Here is a 17,064-nt window from a genome sequence, read left to right as displayed (position 1 = left end):
ATATTTTCAAAATCTCCATCATCTGTAACTAAAATTAAGTTTCTTGAGTTCAAAAATTACATTTAAACCTAACCCTCCTGATGTGTCGCCTACCTTTGTTGTATTTCCTTTTTCCATTGCCCACTTGATTGCCTCATCAGCTTTAATGTCCTTTTTTAAATAATCACGTACATTTTGTTGAATGTTAATTCCTTTATCTACAATCGTAAAGTGAAGAGGTTTATCTGGCTTTTTTGGAAAAAACTGACCACAAGTATGAATATATTCGCAAGAACCATGAGTTCTAGCATTTTCAAAAATTTCAAAAATATTACGTAAAATGGCCTTGCCTAAAGCTTTACTATGTGATGGAAAGCCCGACATTGCTAGTAATTGTTGCGTTATATACTCATTAAATCCTTCATCGTTGTCAGGAGTAAATTTATGATAAGTTATTGTTGTCTGATAAAAATCATCTATTGCTCCATAACCATACTTTAGTAGGAAAGCGTTTTTTCGCATTATTCTCTCTACCTTGGGTTGAAGGTTGATAAGTCTAATTTCATTACCATTTTTTTCTAGAATTTCAAAACAAACTCCTAAAACCGCACATAAATTAGCCTCCAAAAATGAGACAAGTTCAAAATCTAATTCAATTGTAGTATTATTAATATCACTTGCACTTTTAATGAATCGAATAATTTAATTATAACCGTATAATTCGCTTGTTATTTTATTTGGAATCTTTATTCGCATAGGCGTAATTTCTTTATAAAGGTCAATTTTTCTTATAACATCTTACTTTATCTAATAAACATAAGCATCATTCGCAAACCAAAAAGAGAGCAGACTAATCTGCTCTCTTTTCTATTAATATAAGATGTTTTCAAATTCCTAAACCCCACCATAAACATACATATTCTCCATTGTTGGTGATTCACTACCTCCTTTAGGCTCAAGTGTTACAGCGTAAGCTTGTGCTTTAGGGAAATACTTCATTTCAAGTAATTCTTCTTTGTTTTCTGTATTAAATACACCTAAACTTTCTGGTTTTCCGTCAACAATTGCCCAAAGTTGATAATCGTTATTCTCAGAAATACCTGGAAGATTCCCTACTTGGAGATAAACATTTTCATTTTCTTCACTAACAAATACATTGGCCAAAGAAGTGGGTTGACTCTCTGTTCCCTTCATCAAAATTTTCGAAGTACTAGCACTTGTTACTATCTCAAACTTTTGATTTATAGATTCGTTCGTTGCAGCCATTTGATTGTAATCACCTTCTAGATCAGTTATTTTATTGTCATTTGCTGCAATGGTTCCTTTCAAATCAGTGTTAAGATTATTCAAATAAAAGCCACCAGCCAATAACAATATCATTCCTACTGAACAAGCTGCTGCTAGATATTTATAAATATTCTTATTCGATTCCAATTTTTGATTCGTCCTATTAATAGAAATGATTTTTTCATCTTTGTCCTCTGTGGTAGAATGATCTTGCGACGTGTTGCTAACCTTTAAAAGAATTTGTTGCTTTAATTCTTGAGGAGGAGTAACTGAATATTTTGAAACCATTTTCTCAACACCTAATTGGTGTGCAAATAGTTCTTTTTGAATTTCTGGATAAATTTTAGATAAACACGCTACTTCTTGCTTCTCTTGTGAAGAAACTTCGCCAAAAACATAGCGCTCTAATATGCCAGATGAAATATAGTTTTTTACATCCATAATACGAATAATTTAAAAATTTCTCTCAAGGATGCAATAGCTGTTCTCGATCTTGTTTTAACAGTTCCAAGTGGAATATTTAACTCATCAGAAGTTTCTTGTTGAGTATACCCTTTAAAATATAAATATTCAATCATTTCTACTTGTTCATCGGGTAATCCATTAACGAGATCCTTCAGTCCAATATGATGAATTGGGATATCCATTTTATCATCCTTTAATATATGTACGGATTTTTCGTTGTTTTGGATTGAAATTGTTTGATGTCTTGTAATTTTACGATAGTTGTCAATGGCCAAATTCCGAGTGATATTAAGCATCCACGTAAAAAATGAACCTTTATTATTATCGTAAGTATTTACCTTCGACCAGATTTTTACAAATGCTTCTTGTAAAATATCTTGTGCTAATGCTTCGTCTTTTACGATTTTTAAACACAACCCAAATAGGGCAGGGGAATAGTTATCGTATATCTTTTCCAAAGCAACGTGATCGCCTAATTGCAGGCTCGCAACATTTTGGATTATTTCGTTTTCACTCATCGGTATTAAAAGTAGTGTTTTATTTTACAAAGAAATGAAAAAAGTTTAAGGAATTACTAATCAATTATTTCAATTCTAATTTTCAATTCTAACTTTTACCTTAAGAATAGTTCGATGTAGCTTAGCAGAATACAGTGTTTTAATCATCCAAAAGAGTTGTACTGGTTCCGATGTTGAACGAATCAGAGTTAATTTGATCATTCAGATCTTCTGTTTCGAAAAGTAGCGGTTCAACTTTGGCATAATCTGAAATTATTTTCACAGTAATTATTGCGAGTACTATTCCAATAACATTACCTATAATTGAGATGTTTGTTGAAAAAATAAATTCTACTGCTTCTTCAGCCCTTCTGCTTAATTGAGACCCTATATTTCCCAATATACCACCTGTAATCCACAAAGTCCACCAGACTATTAGAGACCATTTCTGAAGTTTGTTTTCGAATTCAATACCTTTATTTGTGAGGAATTCTGGCGTATAAGTATATAACTCTTTCATGATTTGCAAAGGACGAAACCAATTCATTATAGGAACAAACCAAGCTCCTGCAGCCCATCCATCGTCATAAGAAAGATATGAAACCTTTTGATGTAAATTGTAATATGCACGTCTAAACCACATGATAAAAGTCACACCAGAAATTATTGAAACTATGATATACATTATTGCAATAACCTGAACTCTTAAATTATTGCTATTTAATTCTTCCATGGTGATTAGTTCACCTGCTTCGGAATTGTGGAGTAGGTTGAGTTGTAAAAAACTTGAAATTAATGAGATAATTTCAAATCCTAAAACAATCCATATAAGTATGATAGCTGTTTTTGCTCTGGTTTCATTCGGTTTTAATTTTGCCATTGTAGTTGAGTAGAATTAAAGTTAAAGTATCATTTGTAGTTTTAAAAAGAGCTAAAAGTAATTATTTCAACCTGATAACTTGAAGGTTTACTTTCTTTTAAAATTCGTCTGATTAATTTTACGGCTTCATGAACTTCTCAATTCTAAATTAGAAATCAAAGTTTGTAAGCGAATGATAATGTCTTTACTCCCTAAAATTTACTTGATATCAATAAATAATGTTCTAATTCAAGTCCATTAATCTTTTTATAACCATCCTACTTCTCTTTCCCAAACTTCCCTTTCACCCAACTCCAAGCTTTCTTAAACTTCCCAACATTTTTCTTCTTGCCATTATCATCTACATAATTCTTGGTCCCAATCAGCAAAGCAATTGGTTTCAGTTCGTCAAATTCTTCACAAACCACCTTCAGCATTGCGGCAAAAGGAAGGAACAGAATCATTCCTGCGGCTCCCCAAACTGAAGCACCAACGATTATACTTAAAATAGAGGCAAGGGCATTGACATCCAAACTACTTCCTACGATTTTTGGCGTGAGGAAATTATCTGTCACCAATTGGACAGCCCAAAATAGAATGATTACTCCAACAGCTACCCAAATCGTATCGTAAGAAACCAATGCAAATACCGCTGGAATAATCGTTCCGATGGTTGTTCCTATATATGGAAGAATGGAGAAAGTGGCGCCTAAGAATCCGAAAAAGAAGGGGTTGTCTAGACCGATAATCCATAATCCTACACTGTTGATTAATCCGACCAAATTAATAAGAATAACCATTCCAATAATATATTTTTGTCCGACCTGCTGAACAGATTTTAACATTTTAACGACTCTTGGCCTGTTTTCTACTTTAGCAAAACTAGCGAATGCATTCGTTAATCCTTTTCTGTAAATTAAGAATAGGAAAGTAAAAATAATAGAGATGATGAATCCAGCGAAAAATGCACTCGTTCCGCTGATGGATTTACTTAATAAGGTTCCACTTGATTCACTAGCCCAGGTTTTAATTTTTTCAATTAGATCTTCTTTTTCTAAATCTGGTAGAAAAGGAACATGTTCGTTGATGTATAAAGTAAGGTCAGTAAAAGCCGTCAGTATTTCTTCTTTAAAATCAGAAAATTCAGATGATAATTTGATGAATTGAGTAGAAAACAGAAGTAAAATCCCTCCAATTATTATAAACACTCCTAGAATGGAAAACGTTACAGAAAGAGATTTATTGACTCCCCATTTCTCGAGTTTTTTTACTACTGGTAGAAGTATAAATGAACTCAGCAATGCTATACTTAGCGGAATAAGAATCGTTTTTGCCAAAATCATGATTGCGAAAAGGGCAAATATTGATGCTACAGCAAAAAATAATCTTTGGAAGGACAGCGTCATTGTGTATAGTTTTAAGAGTAAGTTTACTAGTGTTTTATCTGGTTTTCCTTAACCAATGATAATGCATTTATCGAGAATAAAACTACATCTTTAGATTGAATATAACTAATGTTCTTTTTGTGATATATGCTAAATAAAATGGTTCTATATGATTTTGTGTGAGTAGATTTAAAATCTATGGTTTTCAATGAAGCTAAACGATTGCTAATTTGGTTCTACTTTTATTTTAATAGAAACTTTCTATTAAAATACATTTCGCTTAATTTTATAAGTCTCTGTTATTTAAGTATTTATTGTTCTAAGTCCCAGAGGGACGGCATGTTAATAAGGATGGACGTAAGTCCATCCGCCAAACGATACAAACCGAAACAAAACCCAACAAAATCGACCTAATTGCATGCAATTAGGTCGATTTTGTTGGGTTTTGTATTATATCTATTTGTTTTAAACCAAGGACTTACGTCCTTGGCTATTAATATGCCGTCCCGACGGGACTAACCAGCTGAAAGACAGGTTTCCATATGCTTGCTTGTAAAAATGAAATGATGACTTGGATAATTACTTTAAAATACAAATTATGTAGGTTACAGTTAAATTCGTAGTAGAACTATTAATTTTTCAAAGGATTAAAATTGAGTACCAACAGTATTTCAAACAGAGCCAATAAAATTAATTTTCGCTATTCTTGAAATAAGTTAAATTCTCTTTAAAAAACGTTCTATGTCCTCAGCTTGCAAATCTAAATTAGAAATCAAAGCCTGCATGCGAACCAGAATGTCCTCATTTTCTAAAATTTCATTGTCATCAATAAATCTTTCAGTCAATAAATAATGTTCCAATTCATCAGCGCTGTCTGACCTAAATCGTAAGATTTCTCCGCTCCTTAATGCTTGAATTAATAAAACTGGATCTCCTTTTAACTCTATTACCTTTTCTGAAACTTTGTCTATGAACGAACTTGATATAGCACCTGAGTCTTGTAAAATACTTCTGTCAATTTGCTTAGAACGTCCAACTTTATGTAGTTCCTGAAAGCGATTTAAAACTGTAATTTGATCAGAAAGTTGATTGAAAATTACTTCATCGAAATGCTCAATCTTTCCGTTGTTCTTGTGGTAACTTTCTAATTGGCCCCACGTTTTCAATCCTCTGTTTAAAGCAGAATAAAGCAATTCAAGATCTTCGATTAAATACCAAAGATGAAGTTCACTGTTTTCTTGAGTTAGTAAATTAAATGCAGGAACAGCCAAAATCCCTCCATATTCTTTATGTGATTTTCCAATCGGTTTTGGAATGTCTTGCGTAAAAATTAGATTACTCAATTCTGGTTGAAACTGATCAGCATTATAAATTTCGTTCCCTTTACTGTTCAATTGAATTACTTTATATTCAAGATCTGTTGGAGCTAAATGCGCCATCCACTTTCCAACTTCGTCTGCTTGTGCTGTAAAGTAAAATACTTGTCTGCCTTCTCGACTAATTTCAATCAATGCTTCGATGATTGCTTTGGCACGTTCGTCATCGCTATTTGCCAAAAGTTCGTCTGCTAATAAAGGTAATTTGATTGCCGATTCTACAGTTTCTACATACGCTAATCTTACAGAAAGTAAAAGCTGAACACGCGTTCCTGTAGATAATTCAGATAAATTATAACTGCGTTTTAGCACTTTGTCATTCGCTTCAAAACTAGAACCTTCTTTTTCGTTTAATTTCAATTCATAACGTCCTAATGTGATTTTATTAAAGATTTCATTAGCACGTTTAAAAACTTCTGGACGATTTTTATTTTGCGTTTCTTTCTTTAATTCGCTGATAATTAACTCTCCAGTTGTAGAAGCAAGATTTCTTTCATAAAGTAGATGTAATTCATCCAAAGCTTCTTCTTTTTCGGTGAGTAAATCTTCTAATTCGTGACCTTTCTTTTTGTCATTAATTAAAGTCTCAATTCCTACAATTTCATTTTGAATCTCTTCTTTTTTATTGGCGATTTCTTTATTCAAATTCGCTTTTTCTTTCGCTTCATCAATTGCTAAACCTTTAATTTCTTCTTCGTAATCATTGAATAAAGAATGCGCGTGTAATTGACTTTCAAGTTTCAGAAAAGCTTGTTCTGAAGAATAGAAATCTTTCTCCAATAGTTTAAATCCCGCTAATTGCTTAATCAATTCTTGAATACTGTCTTTGTCCTTTTCATCTATTCCGATGGTTTGAAAAATACTTAAACGTCTTTCATTACTTTTCTTTTTTAAATTTGATAGCTCATTAATACCCTCTTCTTTCTGTTGAATAATTTGCGTCTCGTTTCTACGAATAATTTCTTCTTTTTTCAATTCAGAGAAAGTCGCTTTGGCTTCAATTATATCCTTTGTTTCAGTTAGGTTAGAATTGTTAAATAATGCATTGATTTTATTTAATTCGTTTTCGTATTGTTCTTTTGCTTCGGAACTTTTCACTTCTAAAGCTTTTCGTTGAATAAACGCTTCCTGCCAATTTTTTACGTGAGTCAAAAACCAATACAAACTACTGAAATCATTGGAACTGCTTTCTGGAAATCCTGGAGCAGCTTGTAGTTTTTCTATCCAATGTTGACGAACAGCATTGAGCGAATCCATTCTGATTTGTAAATTCTTCAATTTAGATTGACAATCCTTCAATCTTTGACCAATTCTTTCTGATTCTTTTCCATCAGAAAGTTGAGCAATCAATTCATCAATTCGATTCGCTACATTTTCATTATCCCAACTTGATGGTGATTTTAATCCCGACTTTTTAAAGTCATTTTCGCGAATATCAAGAGAGTTTGAGCCGTTTCCATTTGCTGATTTTGCAAATAAATACGCAGCTATAAAAAGTAGTATTCCCAACAAAATTCCAATCCAACCAATGAAATAAGTTACAATCGCAGCGATTATTCCAGAAGTAGAAATTACAATCACTGTTTTTAGAGGAATTCCTTTTGAATCAGTTGGGTCTTTCAACCATTCCGCTAAAGTTTTTATTCCGTAAGTATAGGTTTCTGATTTTAGATTTTCCTTTTGAAACTTTTTCGCTTCTACTTCAAGTAAATCAATTTCTGAATTTAAAAATCTATTTTCTCCTAATGCTTGATGCGCATCACGTAACATTTTGTCTAATCCAGTAACATCTTGAATATTCAAATTCTTCCATTCTGAAGGATCAATTGAATCGTCAACACTATTTAAAGCAGTCTTCTCTTTTATTTTCTCTTGAATGATCTGACTTTTGAAATCTGCAATGTTTCTATCTAAATCTCCTAATTTCTCTAATCGTTCTTGAATCTCTAAAATTGTTTTTTCTTCAATTCCAGATGCTGAAATCGTTAACTTCTTTAATTCGTTTTTACTCTTTTCTATTTCAGCTGAAGCTTTGTCAATTTTGATTACACATTCTTCAATTTCTTTTTCATATTCCTGAATTTGATTGTGTTCATTTCCAGTCAATTTAGTAATCGATTCTGGAAATTCATTAATTTGATCAGTCAGCTGATTGTAAATCAATTTCGATTCAAGGTATTCAGCAACTTTGGTATAAAATTCATTCAGTTTATTCGCTATTTCAGCTTTTTCTTTTTGACTTCTCAATTGAACAAGCGAATCTTCTTCTCTCTTTAAAGACTTTTGTTCTTCTCGAATAGCTCTGTATTTATTCTCTGAATCTTTAAATTTCTTAAAATCTGTCGCTCCTAAATTTTGAATTCTATCAGAATAACCAAGCTCATTTTGTGCAGCATCTAAATCAAATCCACCAATCGATTGTTTAGCAATTTCCTTCGCTAAATCGTTTTCATCACCTTCCACAAAGTTGTGCAAAGCTAGTAAATAACGTTTGTGTCCTTCTAAAGATGGAAGTCCTTTGAGTTGTTCATCTATTCCGTTTCTTTCAGTGCGAATTCGACCAGAATCGATATCAATTTCCCAAGCGTCATTGTCAATTTTAACAGAACCTTGAAGGCGTAAACCTTTGGTGTTGTTGTGCCAAATCAATTCTTGAATTGCACGAGCAGTCGAGCTTTTACCCGAAGCATTTGGGCCAGTGATGATATTCACATTTGCGGCCAAATCATTCAAAGATTCCATGCCAGATGGAAATCCCGGCATTTTTTTAATCGACAGCTCTTTTAATATGTAAGGTGATTTTTTCATTGATTCTGTTGTTCGATTAGTTCTGTAAGAATGCGATTACATTCATTAAGGATATACTTTTCTGCATTATGATTTTCTTCAAGATCGAAGCTTTCCGAAGTATTCAACGGTTGATAAACGGGAGCTTGTTTAATATTTGAATGAATCGATTTCCATTGCAAAAGCAGTTTCTCCGAAAAATCAGTTGTCTCGCCATTATTTAAAGCAATAATTGTATTCGCTAAAATTCCTGCAGGAGAAGACTCCAAAGCCAATTCTTTTAAATTATCAACTTTCGGTCGGACATTCATTACCACTTTTCTTACCGAAATTCGGGTTTCGGTAGCATCAATTTCTTGATCATAAGCGTCGATTATTGGTTTAACCCAAGTTTCTAGTTCCTTGATTTTACTGTGCTGACCTACTAAATGAATGTCATAAATCAAAAATGAAACTTTCTCCAATTCCATAATTCTTGATTTTGCATCATCATATAAAGTAGAAGTCAATTTATTTCTAACATCAGCTTCAGTAATTTGATCCGTAATATCAATCGCGATAGTTTCATACCTCACTGGCGATAAAGGAATCTGAATTTTTTCAATCGAAGTAGTAGAGTGTATAGTCAATAAAACTGGTCCATGAATCCCCGTTTCCTTCGAACTCAAAGCATGCGGAGATCCTGGATAATAAACCAAAGGTTCAGCAGCTCTCAATATTTGAGGTTTGTGAATATGTCCCAACATCCAAGCATTCACAGGAAGATTCGAAAAATTATTCAAATCAATTGGCGCATAATTACTGTCAGGAACATCAACATCTCCATGCAAAAGTCCAATTGTCGTCAAACTAGAATCAATTCCTTCAATATTAAAAGTCATCAATGGATCTTCATTGAAGTGTCTTTTCGGAAATGACCATCCCACAAATTGAATGTATTCGCCATTCTTAGCAAAGGTTTTCATTTCCCAAGTTCCATTTTTCCCCAATAAATGAACATTTTCGTAAGAATTAGAGTCGACCAATTGAGAAAGTACATCAAAATCATGATTTCCCGAAACCATAAAAACATCAATTCCAGCTTTCTTTAATTTCTCAAATCCGGTCTGCAAAGGTCCAATAGCTTCAAAATAACGATTGTCTTGATCCACAACATCTCCAGTAAGCGCCAAAACAGCCACATCATTCATTATAGCATAATCAACGATTTTCGCCCATGTAGATTTCGTAGCGCTTTCGTCTGTATCCTGCTTAACACTTGATGATTTCTTCCCGATATGAATATCTCCTGTGACTAGAATTTTGAGTGCCATAAATTTGATTTAATTGTGATGATTTTTCGATTCATGAAGATAAGAGGATTGTTTGGTTTATACAATTTTGGCATTAAACTGTTTTCTAAATAAAAAGAAATCTCTACCTTATGAACTCACTCAAAAATACAAAAAATATGAATTGGAAAGAAGAAGACAATAAATTGAAAAAAGAATTTGAATTCGAAAATTTTAAGAAAGCTCTTGATTTTACAAACAAAGTAGGTGAAATTGCAGAAGCTCAAAAACATCATCCTGATATCATTTTACATGATTACAAAAATGTTAGAATTGAAGTTACCACTCACGATGAAGGGATGAAAGTGACTAAAAAAGACCATGATTTTGCCGAGGCTGTAAATCAAATAACTTAATAAAATAAAGAAATCTTATTTTTTATCCCAAAAGTTTTTCTATCTTAATTTAGAGACGTGTCAAAATCTAAATCAAACGGCATAAAATTAAGATGGAAAATAGCCATCAAATTAACCTAAAATAAATCACCATGGGACAATCAAATGTTAAGAATTACTTACACATCGTGTTTAGCACAAAATACAGGAAAGAGTTTATAAAAGGCCCTATCGAAAAGGAATTGCATGCCTATCTTGGCGGTGTGTGCAACGCAATGGGATGTCAAGCCATAATTGTTGGTGGATATACAGATCACGTTCATATATTATGCAAGCTATCGAGCAGGGTTGCATTAATGGATTTACTTAGAAACGTAAAAGCTAAATCTTCGAAATGGATGAAAACGAAAGATGAAAGTCTTGAGAATTTCAGTTGGCAAAGGGGATATGCTGCATTTGCTTTAAGAGATAATGATGCGCCAATTGTGATAAATTATATCAAAAACCAACATGCCCATCATTCCAAGAAAACATTTAAAGAAGAATATATTCAACTTTTAGAAGATGAGAATATGGACTATGATGAAAAATATCTTTGGGACTGAAAAAAAACAAAAAAATCTTTAGTCATGGGATTAAAATCCCATGCGGAAATACACCACCCCTTCAGGGTTCACTCAATGTAAATCCCAGCGGGATGGTGTATTTCCGCATGGGGTAAAACCCCATGTTTTCGATTTTATTGTTTTTCTATTTTATCTCCAAAATTCCTCGCTCTAAAATTTCATCCGTCTCCAAATCATTCCAATCAAAAGCCACATTTATATCTGCTGGAACGCCATTTTCAGCATAATTATTTCCATTCAAATCAAGTAATTGACTTATGCTAAATCGATAAGTCCAGCCATTAGGAAGTTGACCACCATTTGGTAAACCTCCTCCACCGCCAGTTGCATCGCCAATCAGTGTGATATTTGGAAACGCTTTTGTTGCAACAGCAAAGAACGTTGTCGCGCTGTACGAACCTCTGTCAATTAACACGATTACTGGTTTCAAATATTGAACATTTCCATGCGGAGTAATGTAAAAATTCTCTTTCTCTCCAAAATCATCATGCGCTTCACCATCTCTTGTAATACTATAACCAACCAATGTTTTTGACTGAGTAAATCTGCCCAATAATTTCGGAATATTGAAGATACTTCCTCCACCGTTTTCACGCAAGTCTAAAATAATTCCTTTGGTGTCTTTATATCTTTCTAAGACCAAGTCCATTTGTGCATCGCTGAAGTTTGACATAAAACTTCCATAGCGAATATATCCAACTTCGCCGTTGCTCAAGAAGTCGTGTTTTAAAGCTCCTGTTCTCCAAGGATCTGTTAGGTAAAATTCATCAATTGTTCTTGCACGATAATTCTTTGCTCCATTGAGTGCTACATTATAAACCGAAACATTAAAAGGAGAAATCAAATTTGTGTGATCATCCTTTAATTCGTTTAACATAGAAGCTAAAACGGTGAATAATTCCACTTCTGATGAATTTTCATTCAGCATAGGACGATACGTATCTCGCATTTCATTCCAATCGATGTTTTTCAATTCAAAGTAGCTGTATTTCTTATCGACTTCATTCCATAAATAATCGAAATTATCTAACGGATTTGCTGAACCCATATCTTTTTTGAACAAAACTTTCTCACACGAAGTCAAAAGTAAAACCGATAATATTAAAAGTAAATGTTTCATGATTTATTTTGTTTTAGCGTGAAAATAAATTGTGTATTTAAGCTGGTGACTCGCCATTTGAAAGTCCTCAAATTTCCCTGGAGCATGCGCTGCTTCCCAAACGTAGGATAAGCTTGTGGCATTCCCATTCGGAAGATATTTGATGTATTCTACTTGTGTTTTTAATCTCCAACCATTCAGTGACCATTTATAATTTTCAAAAGCCCATTCAACAGGATTGGTTTCCATTCCATTTAATTCACTATCATAGGAATAAGCATAGCCAGGACGATAATTGAAATTCAAAAGACCAACATTAAGTAAGATTCTTAAATCTCTTTTTACAGGTTTTAAAGTGGGTTTCCAGAACCAAAGATTCAATTGCTTAGTTTCTGTTCTAGAAACATCAAGTGACCATTGCGCTGATGCCATTAAATTTGAAATATTTTCCAAACCCATAGTATTGTTTTGTAAATCAGGATTAGCCCTCACATTTTGAGTACTCACAATTGCTCCTCCAACTTTCGTGTTGTATTTAATGTCCGAAAGCGCTTCAATTTTCCATAATTCTTGGTAGAATATTTGAAACTTTCCATAACCTGCAAAGCTTCCCGGTTGAATGAAATCACTTTTTGGAACGCGTGCAGTTTGAGCACTAATTCCAAGTCCTACTTCAAATAAACTTTCTCGTTTTTCTGAACGCATCAATCGAGCTGAATTCAATTCAATTCCAATTCCGCTATAAAATAGGGGAGAAGTGGCAAAATCTCGGTAAATAGGATTCGTTAATCCAAAAGAAAATGTAGTGTAAATTTCTTTCGGAAGTTGCGTTTCTGATAAACTATCTCTTTCTTGACTGAAACTTTGAAAGCTTCCAAAAAGGAATAATAAAAGAAATGGTTTTATTAGTTTATTCATTTTATCAAAATTGAAAATTAATGTGCTAATTTAGAATAAATTTCAGTGGAATAGAGGCTTTTGTTTTCTTATAAGATTTTATTCTTTCTCACCTTGAGGCTCTTTACCATCAGGATGATTTGTACCTTTAATAGCCATCATGTAAGTTACGATTTGACCAATTTCTATTGGAGTCAGGACACTCTTTGAAGCTGGCATTCCTCTAGGTGAACCATTGATTATAATTTCCGAAATATCTTTTGTGCTCCCTCCATTTATCCAATAATCATCAGTTAAATTTGGACCAATCATTCCTTCTCCATTCTCGCCATGACACATTGCACATCGATTTTCGTATAATTCTTTTCCAAGAGAAATGTTTTTGTCGTTTTTGGCCAATTGTTCAACAATGCTATCGCTATTTTTAATAAAAAAACCTTCCGCTTTATTTTCTTTATCTACTTCCTGTTTTTTAATTTGATTAATTTCTTTCTGAGCTTCACTACTTGGGATATTTTGCAAAAAAGCAATCAAAGCAGTAGCTTCAGATATAGGATGTGTGTAAACGCCTTCCTTATCTATTTCTTTTTTTAATGAATTCGCTTCCTGATTTATAGTTTTCCAAGCAGTTTCAAAATCCGCATCTGAAATACTTATATCTTTGAAAACATCTCTTAAAACACTTTTTTCAAGATTTGTAGTTAACAGTTTTTTGAATGAAGGCATCCTTGTACCCGGATTTACATCTTTAGGATTAATTAAAAGTGTTGCGATGAATGTTGATGATTTTAATCCACCATAACCATCCAAACTTTTCTTTCTTTTATTTTCATCTTCAACATTGAGCACATGACAACGAGAACATTTTTCATTTTCAAATACTTGCTCTCCATATTTCACCAATAAAGTTCTTGGAGAATTTTCATCGTATTTGGAAATTTCCTCAGTTGATGAATTGAAATTCAAGGAGATGAATAGAATTCCTATTAAGAATAGTGAAATATTAAAGGTTGTATTTGATTTAAACATTCTTTTTTAAATTTTTTAATTGATTAATCGAAATAAATTTTTGCTTGCTTTTTTTATGTTTTATACTTTCCCAAACAAGCTTTCCACATCCGTTATAAGTAATGATGGGTATACCAGTTTCTTCAATTTTTATGACAATTAGATTATCTGGTTCATATCTTAAACCAACCTTATTGCGTTGAGTTATTTTAATCTGATATTTTTCATTAGTTAATTCATTAATGGCATCATGACACTTTTCAGAATTTCCCAATAATTTCAAGTTGAATTTTTCTTTTGCATAAACCTCTCCTATACTTCCTAATAAATGACCATCAACTGTGAATTTTCTATTGTCCTCTTTGTAATTGTCTTCAAGTTTCTTGACAATGCCCCACAATTCTAGGATAGTCTCTTGTAATTCTTCTGCTTTCATAAATTTGCATTAGATTTTAAGGTTAAAGATACAATGATAATTAGAGTTTGTTCATTATTTATAATCAAAACCATCCGCCCTAAAATCCACTCGTAAACAACCCACGTGCTCCTTTAATCCCGCATTTTTGATATGTATTATAAGCCTGAGCCGCTCTTTCATCAATTTGAGCTCCAGTTTCATTAATGACATAACCGTTCAAAGCGCCATGAAGAACGTAAGCTTCTGGAGCCATTAAATGAGTTGTCCAAAGTACCGGATTGGCATTGGCTTTTTTGATGTGTTCCTTGAAATACGACTTGGAATAACAACCCAAAATCATCACGTCTTTCGGGTTTTTGTTTTCTTTGAATTTAGGATTCAAATCGAAATCCATTAAACCATTGTGGCCGATATAAACAAATAAATCAGCGCCGCCTCCAAACTCAAATTGTTTGTTTTGATAGGTAATTGTTTCGGGACTTTGTCCATTAGAACTCAATAGGAAATTCTCGGTACATTCTTTAATGTTTCGTCCATTGTAAGCATCTGCTAAAAGGTAAATGTCTTTGGTTCTATGCTTGAAAAGTATTCTGTCTAAAATCATTGGGTTTTCCGATTCTAAATCAGCGATTAAAACCCAATCTGTTGTTTTTTTATCGAAGAAATTTCTCATTCCATATCCTGCTCCCCAATAAAGATTAGTATTTGGTTTTGTGCCATCTCCTATAGATTTTGGAACAGGAACAATTCCTTGAGAATCATTGTCACAAAGCGCTACAAAAACATGAATGAGTTTTTCTTGAGCAATAATACCAGTTGAAAAGAATGTGATTACAGTCAGAAATAATATCGATTTCATAATTTCAGCAGGTTTTCGTTTACATTTTTTGTACACGTTTATAACCAATAAAATCAGATATTATTATGCGAAAATATTTTTAAAGATTGATTGAAATGCTTTTTTGAATAGAAATTGTTCGAATATGCTTGAAAACTTAGCGGATATTCTAGATTTTATGGCTTTTCAACTCCTAAATCCAATTCAACAATCACTTCATTTTTTCTATTCACCATATCAAAAGGAGGATTATAACCCAAAAAGAAAAAATGTTTTGTGTAAGTTATTCCTTCTGCATCTAAAGCGTCAGTTAATTGCTTTTTATAATCCTGAATTTTTTCATCACTTGCCCAACCACCAAAAGTTATAGCAGCAACAGTTTTTGCAGGTTCTTCTTTGAATTGAATTTGAGACTCATTTGGCTTAGGAAGGGATTCTTTACTTTTGTCTTTTGGTACCATAAACATTACTGTCATTGAGTCTTCAAGCGACATGGCAACAGGAGAAGTCATGGCGATTTTCTCGTTTTTTTCATTTCCGCCAAAGATATAACCTGCCAAAATGGAAAATCCTTTACTCGACGCTTTTTTATATTCTTTATAAGGTAGTTTAACCGAAGTAAATAAACTTGCTTCGTATTCACGCACTTCAAAATTATCATATTTTTTAATGACAATAAAAGGATAAGACTCCGTGTTTCTTTGTGTACTCATAGCGAAAACTTGCACTGCAATAAAAAGGGCAACTATAACTCCAATTATAATTAAGACAACTTTCATTCTTGCTATTTATTTGTTCTACTTAGTTAAACAAAATAAACACGTTATCGTTCAGTATTTTAATCTTTTTTTTCGATTTATTTGAAGGATAAAAAATATGCTCTTTTCCAGTAGCGTAAACTTTTACTGCCCATTCATTATTTCCAAATAAATCTTTCAATTTTTTCAGCGGTACTTCTGTTGAATAACGCGATTGAAATCCATCACCTTCTCTGGTGTTAAATAATAATTTATTAACTGAACTGGTCATCGAATTTGATGCATTGATAATTACCAAGCTATCCACTTCTCTGATGATTTCATCTATTTGAACGCTGTAATTAATGACAGCATTGCTATTCATATTGTCTCTGTATCGAAAAGTGAAATCCAAAAACACTTCATCTTTTCCTTTTTCTTTTTCAAAGCTTATAGGCTTAATGAAATATTGCGTTCCACCTTCACCAACATAAAAGGATTCGTAATATTTTTTTCCAGATTTTGAAGATCCTGGTTTTATAGACATACAACTGGAAAGTAGAAATAGTATAGAAATGATAAGTAAAACTCCTAAAGTGGCTGATTGGTTAAATGTACTTTTTACTAATCTCATTATTCGTTGTTTTTTAATTGTAATCTGTTAGATAGTTTTTCAAAATTAAATAAACTATCTGAAATTTCTTCTGAATCTGTAACCGATAAAATATAAATTAAATTACCCTCTTTTTCTGAAACATATTCAGAAATATAATTCTCTTCATATTTGAATTTTTTATAGTCATAGGAAGTAGTATCGGTTTTAAATTCAAGTTTAATACTGTCATTAAACAGCGGTGCTTTAAATATTTCTGTCAATGAAGTATTTACAGGTAGACCAATGAAAATATGATATTTTGGACCTTTAACAATTTTAAATAATGGGATTTGTAAGCTTTTTTCTTTAATAAGATCAAGGTAGCTTTCCTTAATGTGTAATGTCATAGCTAGTTCTTTTTCACTTTCATTTAATTCAAATGTTGAACCATTGAAAAGATCTAAGCTTTTTTGATTATCTGAGTTTGAAGTGCAAGCGGTAAAGAAAAGTAATAGTGAGAAAATGATAAATTTTTTCATAAAGGA

At 32.5% G+C, this 17,064-nt stretch carries 17 protein-coding genes; 2 read left to right on the top strand and 15 right to left on the bottom strand.

Annotated elements, in window-relative coordinates; all coding sequences use genetic code 11:
* Positions 1-18: 18 nt before the first annotated feature.
* The 7 genes from ERX46_RS06240 to ERX46_RS06210 form a co-directional block, all read right to left on the bottom strand.
* Positions 19-606, bottom strand: coding sequence for a hypothetical protein (locus ERX46_RS06240; RefSeq protein ID WP_130092978.1), 588 nt, complete (start codon positions 604-606; stop codon positions 19-21).
* A gap of 267 nt (positions 607-873) precedes the next feature.
* On the bottom strand, positions 874-1,707 hold the full coding sequence (locus tag ERX46_RS06235; protein WP_130092977.1) for an anti-sigma factor: 834 nt from the start codon (positions 1,705-1,707) through the stop codon (positions 874-876).
* Complete coding sequence (locus ERX46_RS06230) at positions 1,698-2,249, bottom strand: RNA polymerase sigma factor (protein ID WP_130092976.1); 552 nt, start codon at positions 2,247-2,249, stop codon at positions 1,698-1,700. The genes ERX46_RS06235 and ERX46_RS06230 overlap by 10 nt, the downstream gene beginning before the upstream one ends.
* A gap of 139 nt (positions 2,250-2,388) precedes the next feature.
* Positions 2,389-3,108 carry a DUF4328 domain-containing protein gene (locus tag ERX46_RS06225; protein ID WP_130092975.1) on the bottom strand — a complete coding sequence of 240 codons (720 nt, stop codon included), beginning with the start codon at positions 3,106-3,108 and terminating at the stop codon, positions 2,389-2,391.
* A gap of 257 nt (positions 3,109-3,365) precedes the next feature.
* Entirely contained in the window at positions 3,366-4,493 is a 1,128-nt protein-coding gene (locus tag ERX46_RS06220; RefSeq protein WP_130092974.1) for an AI-2E family transporter, read from the bottom strand.
* Between the two features lie 695 nt (positions 4,494-5,188).
* Positions 5,189-8,611, bottom strand: a complete 3,423-nt coding sequence (locus ERX46_RS06215; RefSeq protein WP_130092973.1) for a hypothetical protein — start codon at positions 8,609-8,611, stop codon at positions 5,189-5,191.
* 41 nt (positions 8,612-8,652) lie between these two features.
* Positions 8,653-9,948 (bottom strand): metallophosphoesterase family protein, encoded by a 1,296-nt coding sequence (locus tag ERX46_RS06210; RefSeq protein WP_130092972.1) that lies wholly within the window; start codon positions 9,946-9,948, stop codon positions 8,653-8,655.
* 137 nt (positions 9,949-10,085) lie between these two features.
* On the opposite strand from ERX46_RS06210, the gene ERX46_RS06205 reads away from it, so the two are divergent.
* Together ERX46_RS06205 and tnpA are read left to right on the top strand one after the other, a co-directional pair.
* Positions 10,086-10,322 carry a 4a-hydroxytetrahydrobiopterin dehydratase gene (locus tag ERX46_RS06205; protein WP_130092971.1) on the top strand — a complete coding sequence of 79 codons (237 nt, stop codon included), beginning with the start codon at positions 10,086-10,088 and terminating at the stop codon, positions 10,320-10,322.
* 131 nt (positions 10,323-10,453) lie between these two features.
* Positions 10,454-10,906 carry an IS200/IS605 family transposase gene (gene tnpA, locus ERX46_RS06200; RefSeq protein WP_130092970.1) on the top strand — a complete coding sequence of 151 codons (453 nt, stop codon included), beginning with the start codon at positions 10,454-10,456 and terminating at the stop codon, positions 10,904-10,906.
* Between the two features lie 145 nt (positions 10,907-11,051).
* Here the strand turns inward: tnpA and ERX46_RS06195 are convergent, their stop codons facing one another.
* The 8 genes from ERX46_RS06195 to ERX46_RS06160 all read right to left on the bottom strand — a co-directional run bounded on the left by ERX46_RS06195 (position 11,052) and on the right by ERX46_RS06160 (position 17,058).
* Positions 11,052-12,047, bottom strand: a complete 996-nt coding sequence (locus tag ERX46_RS06195) for a S41 family peptidase (RefSeq protein WP_130092969.1) — start codon at positions 12,045-12,047, stop codon at positions 11,052-11,054.
* 3 nt (positions 12,048-12,050) lie between these two features.
* A complete protein-coding gene (locus ERX46_RS06190) occupies positions 12,051-12,944 on the bottom strand; it encodes a hypothetical protein (protein ID WP_130092968.1) in 894 nt (297 codons plus the stop codon).
* 78 nt (positions 12,945-13,022) lie between these two features.
* Positions 13,023-13,952: a c-type cytochrome gene (locus tag ERX46_RS06185; RefSeq protein WP_130092967.1), complete on the bottom strand. Its 930-nt coding sequence runs from the start codon at positions 13,950-13,952 to the stop codon at positions 13,023-13,025.
* The gene (locus ERX46_RS06180) at positions 13,945-14,367 is read right to left on the bottom strand and encodes a DUF6998 domain-containing protein (RefSeq protein ID WP_130092966.1); all 423 of its coding nucleotides are present in this window, start codon (positions 14,365-14,367) and stop codon (positions 13,945-13,947) included. The genes ERX46_RS06185 and ERX46_RS06180 overlap by 8 nt, the downstream gene beginning before the upstream one ends.
* A 79-nt stretch (positions 14,368-14,446) precedes the next feature.
* Positions 14,447-15,208, bottom strand: coding sequence for a hypothetical protein (locus ERX46_RS06175; protein ID WP_130092965.1), 762 nt, complete (start codon positions 15,206-15,208; stop codon positions 14,447-14,449).
* A 155-nt stretch (positions 15,209-15,363) separates the two neighbouring features.
* The gene (locus ERX46_RS06170) at positions 15,364-15,966 is read right to left on the bottom strand and encodes an SOUL family heme-binding protein (RefSeq protein ID WP_130092964.1); all 603 of its coding nucleotides are present in this window, start codon (positions 15,964-15,966) and stop codon (positions 15,364-15,366) included.
* A gap of 22 nt (positions 15,967-15,988) precedes the next feature.
* On the bottom strand, positions 15,989-16,558 hold the full coding sequence (locus tag ERX46_RS06165; protein WP_130092963.1) for a hypothetical protein: 570 nt from the start codon (positions 16,556-16,558) through the stop codon (positions 15,989-15,991).
* Positions 16,558-17,058: a hypothetical protein gene (locus ERX46_RS06160; protein ID WP_130092962.1), complete on the bottom strand. Its 501-nt coding sequence runs from the start codon at positions 17,056-17,058 to the stop codon at positions 16,558-16,560. The genes ERX46_RS06165 and ERX46_RS06160 overlap by 1 nt, the downstream gene beginning before the upstream one ends.
* Positions 17,059-17,064: the final 6 nt, after the last annotated feature.

This window comes from Brumimicrobium glaciale (assembly GCF_004152935.1).
Taxonomy (GTDB): Bacteria; Bacteroidota; Bacteroidia; order Flavobacteriales_D; family Crocinitomicaceae; genus Brumimicrobium; species Brumimicrobium glaciale.
Note: the sequence above shows the minus strand (reverse complement) of the source record. Positions and strands in the feature narration are given on the sequence as shown.

What these genes read in the sequence shown, in the direction of transcription:
- ERX46_RS06190 (WP_130092968.1), bottom strand. Translation starts at nt 12,944, where the DNA reads ATGAATAAACTAATAAAACCATTTCTTTTATTATTCCTTTTTGGAAGC.
- tnpA (WP_130092970.1), top strand. Translation starts at nt 10,454, where the DNA reads ATGGGACAATCAAATGTTAAGAATTACTTACACATCGTGTTTAGCACA.
- ERX46_RS06195 (WP_130092969.1), bottom strand. Translation starts at nt 12,047, where the DNA reads ATGAAACATTTACTTTTAATATTATCGGTTTTACTTTTGACTTCGTGT.
- ERX46_RS06170 (WP_130092964.1), bottom strand. Translation starts at nt 15,966, where the DNA reads ATGAAAGTTGTCTTAATTATAATTGGAGTTATAGTTGCCCTTTTTATT.
- ERX46_RS06215 (WP_130092973.1), bottom strand. Translation starts at nt 8,611, where the DNA reads ATGCCGGGATTTCCATCTGGCATGGAATCTTTGAATGATTTGGCCGCA.
- ERX46_RS06230 (WP_130092976.1), bottom strand. Translation starts at nt 2,249, where the DNA reads ATGAGTGAAAACGAAATAATCCAAAATGTTGCGAGCCTGCAATTAGGC.
- ERX46_RS06160 (WP_130092962.1), bottom strand. Translation starts at nt 17,058, where the DNA reads ATGAAAAAATTTATCATTTTCTCACTATTACTTTTCTTTACCGCTTGC.
- ERX46_RS06225 (WP_130092975.1), bottom strand. Translation starts at nt 3,108, where the DNA reads ATGGCAAAATTAAAACCGAATGAAACCAGAGCAAAAACAGCTATCATA.
- ERX46_RS06210 (WP_130092972.1), bottom strand. Translation starts at nt 9,948, where the DNA reads ATGGCACTCAAAATTCTAGTCACAGGAGATATTCATATCGGGAAGAAA.
- ERX46_RS06205 (WP_130092971.1), top strand. Translation starts at nt 10,086, where the DNA reads ATGAATTGGAAAGAAGAAGACAATAAATTGAAAAAAGAATTTGAATTC.
- ERX46_RS06175 (WP_130092965.1), bottom strand. Translation starts at nt 15,208, where the DNA reads ATGAAATCGATATTATTTCTGACTGTAATCACATTCTTTTCAACTGGT.
- ERX46_RS06180 (WP_130092966.1), bottom strand. Translation starts at nt 14,367, where the DNA reads ATGAAAGCAGAAGAATTACAAGAGACTATCCTAGAATTGTGGGGCATT.
- ERX46_RS06220 (WP_130092974.1), bottom strand. Translation starts at nt 4,493, where the DNA reads ATGACGCTGTCCTTCCAAAGATTATTTTTTGCTGTAGCATCAATATTT.
- ERX46_RS06165 (WP_130092963.1), bottom strand. Translation starts at nt 16,558, where the DNA reads ATGAGATTAGTAAAAAGTACATTTAACCAATCAGCCACTTTAGGAGTT.
- ERX46_RS06185 (WP_130092967.1), bottom strand. Translation starts at nt 13,952, where the DNA reads ATGTTTAAATCAAATACAACCTTTAATATTTCACTATTCTTAATAGGA.
- ERX46_RS06235 (WP_130092977.1), bottom strand. Translation starts at nt 1,707, where the DNA reads ATGGATGTAAAAAACTATATTTCATCTGGCATATTAGAGCGCTATGTT.